The organism is Pseudomonas sp. AC255 (assembly GCF_979258175.1).
Genome location: NZ_OZ409841.1, coordinates 2,918,218 through 2,934,503, shown reverse-complemented (window position 1 = coordinate 2,934,503; position 16,286 = coordinate 2,918,218). Strand labels below are relative to the sequence as shown.

Genomic DNA, 16,286 nt, shown 5'->3' with positions numbered 1-16,286 from the left:
GGTTCACTGATCGGGTTTGCCCATGCTTGAGGTTCGCGACGTTTTCAAAAGCTATGCCACGCCACAGGGATTGTTGCCGGTGCTGCAAGGCGTCGACCTGACGCTGGAGGCCGGTGGCAGCCTGGCGCTGATGGGCGAATCGGGCAGTGGCAAAAGCACGCTGCTGCATCTGGTAGCGGGGCTGGACAAGGTCGACAGCGGCAGCATCCGCAGCGGCGAACATCGTCTGGAAGCCATGAGCGAAGCGCAACTGGCCAACTGGCGACGCACGGAAATCGGTCTGGTGTTTCAGCAGTTCAACCTGATCGGCAGCCTGCGCGTGGAAGACAATCTGGCCTTTCAGGCGCGCCTCGCCGGGCGCCATGAGCCACGCTGGCAAGCGCATCTGGTGCAGCGTCTGGGTCTGGGCGATCTGCTCTCGCGGTATCCCGAGCAACTCTCCGGCGGTCAGCAGCAACGAGTCGCATTGGGCCGCGCACTGGCCTCGCAGCCGAAATTGCTGTTGGCCGATGAACCCACCGGCAGCCTCGATGAAGCGACCAGCGATGAAGTGCTGCGGCTGTTGCTCGAATTGCTCGATGACACGCCGACGACCCTGCTGATGGTCACCCACAGTCAGCGCGTCGCGGCGCGATTGGCCCAGCGTGTGGTGTTGTCGAACGGGCGGGTCGCCTGATGATCTGGCGGCAAACCCTGCGCGCGCTGCTCAGCCACTGGCGGCGCCATCCAGTGCAGTTTTTCAGCGTGCTGACCGGGTTGTGGCTGGCCACCAGTCTGCTCACCGGCGTCGAGGCGCTGAACAGTCAGGCACGTGACAGCTACGCGCGGGCCAGCCAGATGATCGGCGGCGAACCGCAGGCCAGCCTCAGCACGCCGAATGGGGCGCTGTTTCCACAGCGCTGGTTTATCGAATTGCGCCGTCAGGGCTGGCCAGTGTCACCGGTGTTGCAGGGCCGGCTGACGCTCAAGGGCCAGGAAGATCAACGCATTCAAGTGATGGGGATCGAGCCGGTGTCGCTGCCGTCGGATTCGGCAGTAGCCGGGCAGGCGATGCCGATCGAGCGCATCGTCGAGTTTTTCAGCCCGCCGGGCGGCACCTGGATTTCTCCGGACACCCTGCAAATTCTCGGCTTGCGCGAAGGTGATACACCGCAAACCGTAAACGGCCAAACCCTGCCGCCACTGCTCGCGCAGAAGGACATGGCGCCGGGCCTGTTGCTGGTCGACATCGGCGTAGCGCAGCGCCTGCTCGAACAACCCGAGCAATTGTCGCGACTGCTGCTACCCAAGGACTTTCATCAAGAATTACCGGCCAGTTTCAATGATCGCTTGCAGCTCAAGAGTAGCGGCGAAGAAAACAACCTCGCGCGGCTGACCGAGAGCTTTCACCTCAATCTCGATGCCCTTGGATTTCTGTCGTTTCTGGTCGGCCTGTTCATCGTCCACGCCGCCATCGGCCTCGCTCTGGAACAGCGCCGAGGTTTGCTGCGCACCTTGCGCGCCTGTGGCGTCAGTGCACGAATGCTGATCGCATGTCTGGTGGTTGAACTGGGTGTGCTGGCGCTGATCGGCGGATTATTCGGTGTGATCAGCGGCTATTGGCTGGCCAGCGTGCTGCTGCCGGACGTCGCCGCCAGCCTGCGCGGTTTATATGGCGCGGAAGTGGCGGGGCAGTTGCGCCTGAGTCCCTGGTGGTGGTTCAGCGGCATAGGGCTGAGCCTGCTCGGCGCGTTGCTGGCCGGGGCCAACAGTCTGCTGCGGGCGGCGCGCCTGCCATTGCTGGCGGTGGCCGATCCGCAGGCGTGGCATCAACAGTATTCGCGCTGGTTGCGCCGACAGGGTTGGCTGGCGACAGCGCTGCTGACAATTGCGCTGGCGGCGCTGATCTGGGGCGACAGCCTGAGCAGCGGTTTCGTGCTCATGGCCGGGCTGTTGCTCGGTGCCGCTCTGGCCTTGCCGGTGTTGCTCAGCGCGTTGTTGAACCCGTTGCTCGGGCGCAGTCGTTCGGTGCTCGGCCAGTGGTTTCTCGCCGACTGCCGCCAGCAACTGCCAGCTCTGAGTCTGGCGCTGATGGCGCTGCTGTTGGCGCTCGCCGCCAATATCGGCGCCGGTAGCATGACCGCCGGTTTTCGCCAGACCTTCAACGACTGGCTCGAACAACGCCTGAGCGCCGAGTTGTACATCAACCCGGCCAATCCGGCGCAGGCCCGCGAGATGCACAGTTGGCTCAAGCAGCAGCCCGACGTGACCGCTGTGCTGCCCAACTGGCAGGTTTCGGTGACGCTGCAAGGCTGGCCGGCCGATGTCTACGGCATCATCGACCACTCGTACTATCGCCAGCATTGGCCGTTGCTCGACAGCAGTGGCAGCGATCCGTGGGGCAAACTGGCCACGGACGATGCGGTGATGCTCAGTGAACAACTGGCACGACGCCTGAAAGTGAAGCCGGGCGAGCATCTGAACATTCCCACGCCGAACGGCACATGGTCGCCGCGCATCGTCGGCATCTACGCCGACTACGGCAATCCGAAGGGTCACGTGCTGATCAGCAGTGAGCACCTGCTGCGCGGCTGGCCGCAACTCACGCCGAACCGCTTCAATTTGCGTATCGATCCAGCACAGATTCCAGCGCTGCTCAACGCCTTGCAGGCGCGTTTTGCGCTGGATGACAACCGCATCGTCGATCAGGCGCGGCTCAAGGGCTGGTCGGTGCAAGTCTTCGAACGCACCTTTGCTGCGACGGCGGCGTTGAACAGCCTGACCCTGGCCGTGGCTGGCGTGGCGCTGTTCATCAGTCTGCTCACTCAGAGCCAGAGTCGCCTCAGTCAGCTCGCACCGCTGTGGGCGCTGGGCGTTACGCGCAAACAATTGATGCTGCTCAACCTCGGTCAGACCTGGCTGCTTGCCGTATTGACGTTGCTGTTGGCGCTGCCGTTGGGCATCGCTTTGGCGTGGTGCCTCGATGCGGTGATCAACGTGCAGGCGTTCGGCTGGCGCTTGCCGTTGCGGGTGTTCCCGTTGCAGTTGCTGCAACTGACGGGCCTGGCCTTGCTGGCGACTCTGTTGGCTTCGGCATGGCCGCTGTATTCGCTGTACCGCACGCAACCGGCGGACTTGCTGAGGACGTTTGCCCATGAGGACTAAATGGCTCGTGCTGATGATTGCGCTGCTGCTCGCTGGCTGCGATCAGCCTGCACCCGAGGAAAAGGGTTTTGCCGGCATGGGCGATCAGGCGCAATCCTTCACCCCGGTGGTGCCCGGTCGGGTATTCAGCTTTCCGGCCGATCATGGCGCGCATGATGGTTTTCGCATTGAGTGGTGGTACGTCACCGCCAACCTCAAGGATCAGCAGGGCAATGACTTCGGCGTGCAATGGACGCTGTTTCGCAGCGCCCTGAAACCCGTCGCCGAGCAGGCCGGTTGGGGCAACCAAACGATCTGGCTGGGCCATGCGGCAGTCACTTCGCGCGCGGTGCATCATGCCGCCGAGCGCTACGCCCGGGGCGGAGTAGGCCAGGCTGGTGTGCGCTTGGCGCCGTTCGAGGCGTGGATCGACGACTGGATGTTTGCCAGCCAGGCGCAGGATCCGTTGCGCGATATGCAACTCAGTGCTCGTGACAAGAATTTCGCTTATCAACTGCGCCTTACCTCCAGCCGACCGCTGGTGCTGCAAGGCGACCAGGGTTTCAGCCAGAAATCCGAAGAAGGCCAGGCGTCGTATTACTACAGCCAGCCATTTTTCCAGGCCAGCGGCACGCTGCAGATCGACGGCCAGACCTACACCGTCAGCGGCCCGGCGTGGCTCGATCGCGAGTGGAGCAGTCAGCCACTCACCGCCAATCAAACTGGCTGGGACTGGTTCTCGCTGCATCTGGACAGCGGCGAACACGTGATGCTTTATCGCATGCGGCAGAAGACCGGCGCGCCTTATCTGACCGGCACCTGGATCGCCGCTGACGGGCAGATTCAGACGTTGCGCAGCGAGCAGATCAGCCTTGTGCCGCAGGATACGGCCAAGGTTGCTGATCGGCCGATGCCGGTGAAATGGTCGATCCGCATTCCAGACAAGAAACTCGATATCAGCGTTGACGCGATCAACCGCAATGCGTGGATGAATTTGCGTATCCCGTACTGGGAAGGGCCGGTGAAGATTGATGGCAGCCATCCTGGCCAAGGCTATCTGGAAATGACCGGATATTAACGGTAGGTGCAGTTTCCCTGTGGGAGCGAGCTTGCTCGCGAAGGCTTTTTGTCGAGCGATGATTTGTTCTGCTTGACCGGGTACATATCCGTTGCTGCGGTAACGGCTGCTTAGGGTTTCGCCCTTACGGCGACTTACTTTTTTACAAGCGCCAAAAAAGTAAGCAAAAAACGCTAGCTCCTACGTTCGGCCCTCGCAGGCTCGGGTTCCTTCGCTGCGGGATCGATCCGGGCGCAGCGGCTACGGTTTGCTTCGCTGCACCTCCTTCCGCTGTGTCTGGCTTCGCCAGACGGTCGCTGCGCTCCCACGCCCGGATCAATCCCTCCACTCAGCCTTTCGACGTCGCCGGTGGATCAAGATCAAGATCAAGAGCAGGCGAGCTGACACTCGGCCTATAGGTGAACGTGGGACTGTAGGAGCTGCCGAAGGCTGCGATCTTTTGCTTTTGCTCTTGCTCTTGCTCTTGCTCTTGCTCTTGCTCTTGCTCTTGTAGGAGTGAGCCTGCTCGCGATAGCTATCTCAAAAACACCGATGAATTACAGCTTAACCCCAATCCCTGTGGGAGCTGGCTTGCCAGCGATGGCGTCAGCAAGGTCACCACTAATCAAACCGCTCGGAACTCTCCCTTCGCCAATACGCTCTACCCAGAAACCCGCCATTTTCGGACTCACCCATGAGCGACGACCTGCAACCCCCAGACCTCGACACCTGGCAGCGCCTGTTCGACGATCAAGCCTACTGGCAGAACTCCCCTGACGCTCACTACCTCGATCTGCAACGCATCGCCGATGACCTGCTCGGCCAAGGCGCAATCGATCTTGAGCAATGGCAGTTGATGCGCGCCAAAGCCGACGATCTGCACAAGCAGTCACCCGAGGTCAACGTCGCCCGCGAACTCGAAGATCCCGAAGCCTGAGGACTCCTGCCATGAATACCACCAACAACCAGAACGACAACCCCGACGAGCCACGCCCGGCCGGCGAAACCGAGCGCGACAATGATGCCCTGCGCCCGACCGATCCCAAGCAGCGGCAGGACAGCGGCAAGGGCACGCCGAGTGGCGAATCCACTGCGCAAGAGACCGCCAAGCCACATACCCGTGGGCCACAAACCCAAGTCAAGCCCTGAACAGCGTCTATGCTCACTGGCACGCCCGCCGCTGAAGTGTTTTCGGTGGCGGGTGTCGCCATTTCATCACAGGGAAAGTAATGCATATGAAGCTCGACGCTCTGGCCAAGGCCATCACTCTCGCAACGCTGCTTTCTGTCACGAGTTTCGGCGCTCTGGCTGCCGACATTCCGTTATCCGCCGTCGTTGAGGCCGATTCCGTTACCACCAAAGTGCTCGCCGTCGACCCGGCCAATCACCAGGTCGTGCTGGAAGGCCCCGAGGGACGTCAGGTCCACGTTCAGCTCAGCGACAAAGCGAAAAATCTTGCCAATCTCAAAGTAGGGGACCTGGTGAAGATCGAGGTGCAGCGATCTGTCGCCGCTTATCTCGATACAGACGTGGATAAAGGTCTGCCGGGCACCACCGAACGTACCGGCGAACTGCGCAAGGCCCCGGGCAGCGATAACCCGGGCGGCGAGGCCTATCGTCAGGTTCAGGTGCAGCTGAAAATCAGCAAAATCGATTTGAAGACCAATCAGGTCACCCTCCAAGATCCGTCCGGACAATCGAAGACGCTCGATGTGAAGAAGCCGGAGATTCAGGCCAAGTTGAAAGATCTGAAAGTAGGGCAGAGCGTTATTGTCACTTATACCGATATCCTGAAAGTGACCAGTCAGCACGATAGTTGAGTATTAACTCTACAAGTTTATTGCTCTTGTACAACTTTATGTATGAGAGCAATCATATAAAGGTTTTTGTAAGACAATTCCCGGGATAAATCGGCAAAACACAGTTTTTAACTTTTCAGTGCAAAAATTTCATGTTTGCCCATGACGACAGGTCCACTTGTTTGAATTAAAATCCTCGGCGTTCGCCCAGTGTCAGGGCTCTTTACCGGTGCAAGGATTGCCAGGCCGTAACACTGGGCGAACTCCACTACTGGCGAAAGTTGTATACAGAATCTGCAAACAAAAAGGGCGACTTTGCAGTCGCCCTTTTTTATTGTTTTCGATCAAGTCGAAGCCTGCATACCGGTTTTGCCATGCTGCCCCTGCAAGCGCTTGAGTGTCTGCTGGTACATTTTTGTCCGGCGATGATCCTTGCCATACGTGCCTGCCGCCGCGACGGTGCCGGCCTGGATGTGATCCAGATAGCGGAAAATCTTCCGCGGCGAGAGGAACCTGACGCCATAGCCCAACCCGACCATTCGATCCTGAAGCGTGTAACCAGGCACCTCCTCATCCATGCAGAAGTGCAGCCCGAGCGACTTCATCAAACGCGCATTCCACAGCGTACAGAAACTTTTCAGATGCGTTTCTTTATACGGGCGTGGTGGTTTCGAACGCAGGCCGAAATGAACTTTTAGCCGACGAACATGATGTTTGCAGAACCGCGAAGTTAACCGCCAGGTATCACGCAGTAACCCACGATCAAGTTGCTCAACACAACCCACCGCCGCCATGTCCGCACTTTTCGTGCATTCGCGCATCATCATCGCGAACACTTCCATGTCGTAGACAAAGGTATCGGTGTGCAGCAGAAACAAATAATCGGTCTCAACTTTCGCCAAGGCCAGATCCAGCGCCTTGCCATGGGCAATATGCCCCATTTCCTTACCGGGCGACGGCCGCTCGATCAGATTGATCCAGTCCAGCGAACACAAATAATCGAGGCTGGCATCCGCCGAATCGTTGTCCACCACCCACACTGGAATGCCCTGCGCCTGGACATGCTCGCGCAACAGCTCCAGACACATGCGAGTGATGTCCGGGGTTTTGTAATTGACCAGAACCAGACTGAAGTCGGGATGCGGCTGGGTAGGCAGATCGAAGGCTTTCATGTCGGAGGGACTCATCACGGCTCAAGACGACAGGTTGATGAGCCGGGATGCTAGCGGGGAAGCTTAGGTGAAGCTTAATTTGGGAGGGGGGACACTGGAGAAGTGTGAGGACGTAAAACGGTTGGGATGCTTACCGGATGTAGCCATGCGTTCATCAGGTTGCGAAGTAAAGCTCATCCAGTTGGCGCTTGCGGATTGCCAGGTATTCGTCCCATACCTTGGGAAAATCCTCATCTCTGGTTAGCGGAAAAGTCAGATAGATGTGTTTTCCGACAACACTGATGTACTGGCGCGCACGTTTGAAGGCCGGCTGTTCGTATAGTGCGAGGCTTTCGTCGTAAGCGTCGTGATGGTGGCGAATCGTTACTCGATGAGGGGCAATCATCCCTCGTGCAAAATCGATCACCCAGTCGCCGTCTACGGCCGTATGCAAACAGCCGTAAACACCATCGACCGAGAGCAGGATGCAGGTGTTGGCTTGGTTGCCGTCCTCGTCGTTCGCTAGAACAATCTGGTCTGCGAAGTATTTGATCGTCTGGTTATTCGGACCCTGTAGAAGCAAGCCCCAGCCCTCGACGCCCATGCGAAACTCGCCGATGTTTTGAAAGGTTGCGGTCCATCGATTGGCAAGCGTTATCTGACGGATATTCATTGGGTTTTCAGACTCGAAATTTCCGACTTATGGCCTCGGATAAACCGAAACAAATCGGCTTTACGTTTTAACAGATGTTAAAAATTCAAAGAAATAGACGACCTTGGTTGCTCACATTTCATCCATGCAAACCCGCCGCTTTGCACGCTTCGACGAACGTGGCGCCTTTTTTGTCCAAGGCAGTCTTGACCATTTGATTGGCTTTCACCAATGCAGCGCTGGGCTTGGCCCATTGCTCTGGTGGCAACGCCTCAGACCATGTCTGCACTTGCTCCGGAAGGGTAGGCCGCCCTTTGCGATGCGCCCATTCGGCTAGCATGTAAGGCATCTTCCAGAAGCTCAGCACGCGCCACATGTACCAGCGGCGCAGTGGCCAACGGGATTTTTTCGAGTAACCGTAATGCTCGCGCTGCTCGGGCGTCAGTTCGTCGCCACCCTCGTCCAGCGACCCCATCGCGCGTGCGTCTTCGCGTTCGATTTCAAAAGTGTGTAGGCCTTCGTACGGTTTGAGCCGATCACCGGATGGAGTCAAACCCAGTGCCTTGAGCATCGGGTTTGGAGCATCTACCAACTGACCGTCTTCCATGTAATTACGAATTGAAGTCCACATCCCTAAAGCATGTGCATCGCTGGGTTGTGGTAGCAGGAGGAATTGCACTTTGTCCTGCTCCTCATCCTCCAGACCCATGCCGAACGTGTACTGGCGAGTAGCGCCATAACTGGTGACGCCCTGAGTGTTGGAGACCCAGGCGACGACGCTTTCCCAAGGTACGATGAGGACGCGGCGGGTTTTGCTGTCGACGTAGCAGACTTCGCGGCGTTGGCGGTTGAAGCGGACGGGGTAGGTTTTTGCTGATGAGTAGACGCTAGAGATCATTCCGTAGACGTAAGCGCCTATCGGAAGAAAGGAGAGTAGGGAAACACTTATGGACACTTGAATAAAACCGAATAGTTCGCGCCACGGATCACTAAAGTTCTCGGGGTAAAAAATCACTCCGTAAGCAATCACAAGGCTTGGCATTATGAACGCCAGAAATATGGGGAACCATAGTCCTGCCGCTAATATTTTTCCCTGCTCAACGGTCCCCCAGTTACTCCCACCTAGCTCTAAAAATGTGTCATTCACCTCCGAAAAATTTCTACGAGAGGACTGCGTCTGTCCTGTGTAAACGGGCAATGGCGAGAGAAATAGAGTTTCATTCAACCCGCTATCGCGGATTTCCCCCGCGTTTGGGCGCTTGCTGCGTATATCTGGTGCGGCTTCGGTCGATACGATTTTATCTTTGCGCTTCAAAAGGCTCTTAAACATCGACAGTCGCCAGGTCTTCTTGTTTGAACAAAATGAATTGAGATTTATTTATGCCATTCGGCAATGTGTCTACGGACTCTACCTTAAAGACACCTCGCGTTGGGGTGCGTTTATATGATGCGCCAGTGATATGCAGGTCACGAAGTACAAAACAGGTTTCGTGCATGATGTCGCGCTCGGCTTCCAATTGATAGGCGATGTTCAGCGCCAAGGCAAAATCGGTGGTTTGCAGCGAGTCACTTATCGGCAGGTGGAGTGTCAATGCCTCGTTGCTTTTGCTAACCACAACAAAGCGGGTGACCCAAGCGGACGAGCGTTCCTGCCACCTTAACGGGAACGGACCTGGCGCGTATCCAATATTTTTTGGAGTGTCGCGATACTGCTCGTACGCTTTCAACTGTAATTTGCGGGTGTCCATTTCCTGTGTGCTCACACCAGGAACTACCAGTTTCAAATAGGTCTGTTTGGCATCGCGGATCATTTCGCAGGTAGGTTTTTGCACAACTTTTGCCAATTCGTTCCACTCATCCTGTGCGGTACGGTTTTCGGTCTTGTTCCCCCAAGCGCTGCTCCGCATCCACTTTTGCAGGTCGTCTAGATTGAAGTAGTTGTAAAGGCCTTCCCCTACCAATTGCAGGGCGGTAGCGATCAAACCTATTAGATTTGCGCGCGCGCCTATCGCTAAAAGTCGAGGGCTGGCTTCAGCCCATGCCAATGCACGTAGCTCAGTCGGTGTCTTCATGATGTTCTTCACGACTGAGCCGGTGTGTTTGGCCGCCCAAGTGTTGGTACCGACTAGCATGGTGTCACCGCTTATCTGCAGTGTGGTGGCGCCCAAGGCTTTGTAATCGCCTTCCGCTAACGCTTTACCCCACTGCAATGAGTGTTTTCCTAAGTCTAGCGATGCAACTACGCCACCTGATACGAATGCCCAAAATCCCGCGATTCCGGTCCATCGTCCCAGTCGGCTCATTGTATTCAGTTTACCTCCAACGCTTTCCATCTGTTCGATATGAGACTGAAAGATGGTTACTGAAAGGCCTTGAACTGTTGCAAAGCCAGCTGCTGTCATACCTACGAATGATTCGGTGAAAGCTATTTTGTCACTTAGTGAACGATTTTCTTTTCTTACAAAGGTATTCAGCGCTTCAATAAACTTCTGCCCCTGAATCACAAACAACGCAAACGCGATCCCATCCCCCTTCGACCTCATGACCCCTGCGAGCGGCTTATTGAATGTCCCTGTAGCCCGGAAGTCTCGTACGGTCCGGCCCATCTCTGCCCGCAATTGCGGATCCAGACCTTCGATCACCGTGCCGATTTTTGCCGGGCTGTCTCCGCCTACAGTCAACGCATCGCAGAGCCTCTGTTCCAAAGGTAACAGCGAATTTTTGATCTGGGCAATCCGTTGGTTGTACTGCGTTTCACTGCCCGGCATGGCGGAGCCGGTGGTTTGCCGGGACAATTCGCGATTGCGCAGCTTGTAGGTTTCCTTCAACTGGCCGCGCAGGTCCAACGCCTGATCTCGGGCAAGGTTGAAGGCGTTGATTTCGGCGGCAGACGCTGCACGCAATGTCAGCCCTTGCCGGGAAAACTCTCGCAGTAACTGTAAACGCGCAGGCGCTCCGATTTCGCGAATGTAGCTGTTGGGATCGACGGTTTGTGCACGCGCGAAGGCTACGTGAGCTTTGTCCAACTGATCGGCAATTTTCATCTGTCGAGCTGGGTTATAGGCCTCGTCCAGCAAGCTTTGCATGCCCATGAACTGAGTGTTCAGTTTGGCGTAGTTGGGCAGGCGCTCGGTCATCAAACTGTGGAACTGATTGGTCAGGACGTTGACGTTGGCCAGGTTTTCCTTGGCGGAGATCACGTTGATCGAGAAACTGCTCAAGTCCGCGAGTTTTTTTGCTACGTCGACTTGTGCGGCCAGAGTCAGCGTGTCCAGCCCAGGTACGACGGTCAGCAGATTGGCTTCCATGTAAGCCGCAAGTTTCGCGACGGCCTTCGGGTCAGCACACATCGCGGCGACACAGACGAATTCAGTCTCCAGACGATGCTTGATTTGCGCATCGAGCTTGAAATCGTAGTACCAGGCGGCTCCGTGGAAGTAGCCACTGGTAAACATCGTCAGGCGATCATCACGAATGTTCTTCAACCGTCCGTGCCAGTGGCTCAGCAGTATTTGCTGTTTGAGGAGAAATGCCTCCATCTCCGGTCGGTTAACCAAGTCATCGACGCCACGCTGACCGAGCTCCTTGCCATGCAATGCGTACCAGCTTTGCAGGCTCAGTTTATTCAAGGTGTCTTGATGTTTACGGTATAACGGATTGCCCAGCGAATCCGTCATGTCCATGTACGCACGGGCATAAGGATCCTTTTCAGCCATTTTTCGCCAGTGCGCTTCGTCTCCATAGATCCCCGGATCTCTGTTATCCCGGCGAACCTTCAGATACTCATAAATCTTGTTCTGCTGCTCTTCGTTGGTGTCGTCTTTCAACGACTTGATATCAGGGTCTGTTTTGCTCAGAGCGTCAAGTCGGGGCCCATTGACGTCGTAGAGCGACTGTATGTAAGAGCCAGTAAGGTATTGAGCCTGGCATCGTTCATCAGCACTCCATTGTTCAATCCAGTCAGCCACTTTCAACTGCGCACTGGCCAGATCACGCATCACGCCAATGTCGTCTCGTAGCACCAGAAACAGGTAGTCGTTCTTGTACGGGCCTTGCACGTTACTGGTCAGACTTTCAATGGTGGTTTGCTTGAAGAGTGGCTGATCCTCCCAGTGATAGGCCACGCTTTCCTGCTGATTCGAACCCTCTGGTTTGGCATCGGATCGAGACTGATCCTCCTTGACCTCGGCCAGCCAGCTCTCCGCCTGCTGCTTACTCAGCAAATGCTCGCCACCCTTTTCCGGGCAGGCGCTTGTCAACTCGAGCTGCTGCATCAAGCGTTTGCGCTCATCCTTGGAGTTGAGCACTTGCGAGCATTTGAAAGCTGTCCACTGAATCTCGGAATAACTGGCGTAAAGCGTGTGAGATCGAGTGAAAATCAGATGCGGTTCCCCGACTGAACTGGTCCGAGTGTCGGCCGATACTTCCTGACTGTTCCACAGCAGCTTGGTGATCTGGCCTTTCTCGATCCGGTATTCGTGCAAGTAACCGGTGGTGCCATTGATGATGTACAGATACCCATCGCGCAGCAAACGAATGCCCAGCGGCTGGCTTTTGGTTTTGTACGGCATGGACACCTCGGCAGCTGGATCGAGATGTTGGACCAGGCCATAGCGCAGAGGTAGCAGTTGCACTTTCTTGTTCATCAACGGGCACACACCCATCGGCACTCGGGTGTCTTTCGCCGGCTTGGCCATTGCGGCGGTGTTGGCGCTGGGTTTAGGCGGTTGTTGAGTGGTCACGATTGGCTTCCTTGTCGATCGGCGGCACGGCGTTCGGCCAGTTCTGCAGCGCGCTCAACGCGTTTCAGTGGTGCTTCAGACGTCGATTGCGCGAGTAGCTGAACGATGTCGGGATGATCAGTGACCGGCTCACCAGCGAGATAGCCGAAAACGTTCGCATAGAGGGTGATTTCCTGTTCAGAAGCGAAACCCTTTTGATAGGCATCTTCCGCGAGTGCTTGCGCATAGGGCCGACGATCTTCAGATGCAAAAGTCGCCATGAAGTCCGCAAAGTACGTATGCAAATGCTCATTTAGATCAGATATGAAGTTACGAAATTCTACTTCGCCCAACGCAGTGAGTTCTTCATCCGTCAAACGATAGGTCTCGGGTTCGGCTATAGCGGGTCGGTGGCAAATGTGTTGATGCCAGTTGATGCCAACTCCGTCCGGCAGGCAGACATGTCTGACCGGTCCGAACCATTTCGCGCTGCCCTTTTTTTCTGCCAATGCAAACAGCTGGTGCATGACCGCAGGGTCGGCAATACGGGGCATGACTTCTATGCCACTCGGGTGCTTCACGCTCAGCAAGTGACGCCAATGGCCCCACAACGAATGCGCATCTGCGTCGCTGAACAGCAGATAACCCCACTCCTCGGCCGCATGTTCTCTGAAGTACGCCAAGAGCGGATCGCTGGCACCTTTAAGCTCGATCAGATAGGGCGAAATATCTGACAACTCCTGCCAGCGAGTGGACTGGTACAGGCTGTAGGCTTGGTTATCCCATTGAAACAATTGCTGCGCGAGATCGGGAACACTGACGCCATCCAGCAGCAGATAAGCTGGGGTTTCCCATGGCAGATCAATCGGAAGTGGCGGTAGCTCGATCATTTAATGTAGCTCCCTTTGTGCAGCCTGTTTGGCTGCTTCGCACACCGCACAAATCGGCTTCTTCTGCATCAACGCCTGCCGCTGCGCTGGCACCAGCAACTGCCCGGCTTTATCCGTATCAGCTTGCTTCAACGGCCCGGGCATCAACGGCGCGGCGCCCGTGCCAACGCCCGGGCTGCCGCCGGAGTTCATGTTGATCACCGGGCCGCTCATGGTCACGCCACCAGCATCAATCTTGATGAAGCTGCCGCCGCCGACCAGGGTCAGCTCCGCACCGGCTTCCATCACCACTTTCATGCCACTGCTAAGGTGGATTTCCTGGCCGGCGTCGATGAACTGGCCGGTGCCGATCTTGATGTGCTGATTGACGCCCACGGTCAGATGATCGTTAGCGCGCGCCTCGACTTTGCGGTCGGCGTAGACGGTGTGGTGTTCTTCGGCCTTGAATTCGCTGTAGCTGTTCTTTTCGACGGTGTCGTGGCGTTCGTTGCCGACGCGGATTTTCTGGTCGTGTTCGATGTTCTCGTCCCAGTCGCGCTGGGCATGCAGGTAGATTTGTTCCTGGCCTTTTTTGTCTTCGATGCGCAGTTCGTTGTAGCCGCCACCGCCCATGGAGCTCAGGGTCTTGAAGGTGCTGCGGGTCTTGTTCGCCGGCAGTGGATAGGGGACGGTGTTTTCCTTGTGGTACAGGCAGCCGCTGATCAGCGGTTGATCGGGGTCGCCTTCAAGGAACGTGACCAGCACTTCCATGCCGATGCGCGGGATGGCGATGCCGCCGTACTGGGCGCCGGCCCAGGCGCTGGAGACGCGCAGCCAGCAACTGGTCTTGTCGTCGGCCTGACCTTCGCGGTCCCAATGGAACTGGACTTTGACCCGGCCGTACTCGTCGCAGTGGATTTCTTCACCTTTGGGGCCGGTGACTACTGCGCTCTGGCTGCCGAGGATGCGCGGTTTCGGGTGGCGTAGCGGCGGGCGATTGGGCACGTCCCACGGCGTGGCCTGGAAGCGGTTGCGGTAGCCCTGGTGGAAATCGTCTTTCAGCGCCGTGGTGTCGCTGGTCACCGACTCTTCGAGCACCTGCGGCTGCTTGCCTTCATGCAGCACTTCGGTGAGCAGCCACAGGTCGTTCCACTTGGCTTTCGGGTGTTCGGTCAGGGCGAGGAAATGGCCGCTGACCAGCAGTGGCTGATCACTCTTGCCTTCGGCGAGCTGGAAGTCGCTGCGGTGGCGTTCGAGGGCGCGTTTGGCCAAATGTTTGCCGCGCTCGCGGTCGATGAAGCGCCCCGGGTAATCGTAGTCTTCAAGGTCGGGCAGGGCGTCGCCACGGTTTTCGCTTTCCAGGGTCAGACGCGGTTTTTCGAAGTCGTAGTCGCGGCGGGTGGTGCGGCTGGTGCGGGTTTCCAGGCGCAGGTCGAAACGCTTGATCACCGGGTTGCTGGCGACCATGCCCGAGTCTTGCTGATAGGGCACAGGGGCCAGTTTCGGGAACACCGTCTGGTCGTCACCGAACACCAACTTGTGCGCGTTGGCGCTGTGCTGGAAGTGGAAGTGAATGCCTTCTTCCTCGCACAGGCGCTGGATGAAGTGCAGATCCGACTCGTCGTATTGCACGCAGTAGATGCGTTCAGGATAGATCGAACCGGTCTTGAATTCGTAGGCGTTGCTCTGGATGCCGTGCTCTTCCAGCACCATGCCGATGATTTTCGGCACGCTGAGGTTCTGGAAGATGCGCTGGTTGATGCGGTGCGCGAGATACGCCAGTTGTGGGCGCAGCGTCACCGAATAACGAGTCAGGCGCTTGCCGGAATCGCCTTGCGCGGCGCGGTAGATCTGGCCATGGATGCCGCTGCCGTCAGGCGACAGCTGCAGAAAGGCCGGTTTGTGCAGCAGGGTTTCGAGGTCCAGCGACGGCTGCTCACTGACCAGTTCCACCTCGAAAACAAAAGGCTGGCTGATGGCTTCCCGGCCGGTGAGGGTAAACACCTGAAAGTCGGCGGAAAGCCCTTCGATGGTCAGGGCAAAGTGGGTTTCATTGGCCGGCGCGAACATCCCTTGTTCCTCGTGCTGTACAGCGGCGCTCGTCGACGGCCGCAAAAAAGCGGCTCAACGTACGCGAAATTCTGGAGGGGCGTAAACAACATCGACCAGCAGAGCTGGCCGATGCGTGTAACGGTCAGCCGTAATTAAACGACTGGAGCACGCCAGTCATCGGAACCCGAAGTACCGGATACTTCGTGGGTCCAGGTGATTTTGCGGTAGGTGAACTGCACTTCTTCCAGGTGGGTGAAGTGCGCGTTGCCTGGATCCTGGCAGTTGTGCATTTTGTTGTTGATGGCGACGATGATCGCGTCTTCCAGTTTGGTGGTGTAGTAGTGCTCTTGGGTGCCTTGAGCCGAAGTGCGGTACCACTGGATAACGATTTCGCTCATGCGCTCGCCGGAAGTCAGAGCTGCTTGCAGCAGTGGCGAAGCCTTGTCGTAGACCTTGGTGATCACAACTGGCTTGTGTACGCGCTGACCGGTTGGCTGACCGGATTGCGGGTCACGCGGGATGATCACGTCGTGGGTGAAAGCCTGAACCATAACCTGGTCTTCGTGGCCTTCCTGGTAGGTGTTGCCAACGGAGTCGGCGGTGAAAGCGCCGGCAGTGATCAGGCCTTGTTTTTCGCCGGTAACCGACATGTACGCTGGTGTTGCCATGGGGTGCTCTCCTTGCGGATAAAGTTAGGGTGCCCGGAGGCGAAATCGCCCGGTGGGTGGCTGAGAGTTATCAAGGAGCGTGCCAGGTTTTGCGCGGTGCCCGGATGGCGGGGGCGCCACGGTAGTCGGTGATCATTCGGGGCGATTTTCAGCGGGAAAGTCGGGAGAAAGTGCGCAAGAAGTTGCGCAGTACT

At 57.2% G+C, this 16,286-nt stretch carries 13 protein-coding genes; 6 read left to right on the top strand and 7 right to left on the bottom strand.

The genetic code is table 11. From position 1 onward, the window contains the following. The first annotated feature begins 22 nt into the window (after window positions 1-22). The 6 genes from ACZZ0K_RS13365 to ACZZ0K_RS13340 all read left to right on the top strand — a co-directional run bounded on the left by ACZZ0K_RS13365 (window position 23) and on the right by ACZZ0K_RS13340 (window position 6,000). Window positions 23-676, top strand: a complete 654-nt coding sequence (locus tag ACZZ0K_RS13365; protein WP_016774109.1) for an ABC transporter ATP-binding protein — start codon at window positions 23-25, stop codon at window positions 674-676. Further along, window positions 676-3,144: an ABC transporter permease gene (locus ACZZ0K_RS13360; RefSeq protein ID WP_463559140.1), complete on the top strand. Its 2,469-nt coding sequence runs from the start codon at window positions 676-678 to the stop codon at window positions 3,142-3,144. The genes ACZZ0K_RS13365 and ACZZ0K_RS13360 overlap by 1 nt, the downstream gene beginning before the upstream one ends. Next, window positions 3,134-4,201 carry a lipocalin-like domain-containing protein gene (locus tag ACZZ0K_RS13355; protein ID WP_258707921.1) on the top strand — a complete coding sequence of 356 codons (1,068 nt, stop codon included), beginning with the start codon at window positions 3,134-3,136 and terminating at the stop codon, window positions 4,199-4,201. The genes ACZZ0K_RS13360 and ACZZ0K_RS13355 overlap by 11 nt, the downstream gene beginning before the upstream one ends. Before the next feature lie 673 nt (window positions 4,202-4,874). Beyond that, the gene (locus ACZZ0K_RS13350; protein WP_056784562.1) at window positions 4,875-5,117 is read left to right on the top strand and encodes a hypothetical protein; all 243 of its coding nucleotides are present in this window, start codon (window positions 4,875-4,877) and stop codon (window positions 5,115-5,117) included. A gap of 11 nt (window positions 5,118-5,128) precedes the next feature. Beyond that, window positions 5,129-5,329, top strand: coding sequence for a hypothetical protein (locus ACZZ0K_RS13345; protein WP_041478610.1), 201 nt, complete (start codon window positions 5,129-5,131; stop codon window positions 5,327-5,329). Window positions 5,330-5,415: 86 nt separating this feature from the next. Beyond that, complete coding sequence (locus ACZZ0K_RS13340; protein ID WP_073474317.1) at window positions 5,416-6,000, top strand: hypothetical protein; 585 nt, start codon at window positions 5,416-5,418, stop codon at window positions 5,998-6,000. Between the two features lie 323 nt (window positions 6,001-6,323). Here the strand turns inward: ACZZ0K_RS13340 and ACZZ0K_RS13335 are convergent, their stop codons facing one another. The 7 genes from ACZZ0K_RS13335 to ACZZ0K_RS13305 all read right to left on the bottom strand — a co-directional run bounded on the left by ACZZ0K_RS13335 (window position 6,324) and on the right by ACZZ0K_RS13305 (window position 16,092). After that, window positions 6,324-7,151 carry a glycosyltransferase family 2 protein gene (locus ACZZ0K_RS13335; protein WP_258708199.1) on the bottom strand — a complete coding sequence of 276 codons (828 nt, stop codon included), beginning with the start codon at window positions 7,149-7,151 and terminating at the stop codon, window positions 6,324-6,326. Between the two features lie 154 nt (window positions 7,152-7,305). Beyond that, entirely contained in the window at window positions 7,306-7,803 is a 498-nt protein-coding gene (locus ACZZ0K_RS13330) for a hypothetical protein (protein WP_258707922.1), read from the bottom strand. Window positions 7,804-7,921: 118 nt separating this feature from the next. Further along, window positions 7,922-9,112 carry a DUF6708 domain-containing protein gene (locus ACZZ0K_RS13325; protein WP_258707923.1) on the bottom strand — a complete coding sequence of 397 codons (1,191 nt, stop codon included), beginning with the start codon at window positions 9,110-9,112 and terminating at the stop codon, window positions 7,922-7,924. Next, window positions 9,105-12,524: a toxin VasX gene (locus tag ACZZ0K_RS13320; protein ID WP_258707924.1), complete on the bottom strand. Its 3,420-nt coding sequence runs from the start codon at window positions 12,522-12,524 to the stop codon at window positions 9,105-9,107. The genes ACZZ0K_RS13325 and ACZZ0K_RS13320 overlap by 8 nt, the downstream gene beginning before the upstream one ends. Beyond that, window positions 12,521-13,393: a DUF4123 domain-containing protein gene (locus ACZZ0K_RS13315; protein WP_150741578.1), complete on the bottom strand. Its 873-nt coding sequence runs from the start codon at window positions 13,391-13,393 to the stop codon at window positions 12,521-12,523. Before ACZZ0K_RS13315 ends, ACZZ0K_RS13320 begins: the two co-directional genes overlap by 4 nt. Then, window positions 13,394-15,442, bottom strand: coding sequence for a type VI secretion system Vgr family protein (locus ACZZ0K_RS13310; protein ID WP_252869180.1), 2,049 nt, complete (start codon window positions 15,440-15,442; stop codon window positions 13,394-13,396). It abuts the gene before it with no gap. 134 nt (window positions 15,443-15,576) lie between these two features. Beyond that, window positions 15,577-16,092, bottom strand: a complete 516-nt coding sequence (locus tag ACZZ0K_RS13305; RefSeq protein WP_007949952.1) for an Hcp family type VI secretion system effector — start codon at window positions 16,090-16,092, stop codon at window positions 15,577-15,579. Window positions 16,093-16,286: the final 194 nt, after the last annotated feature.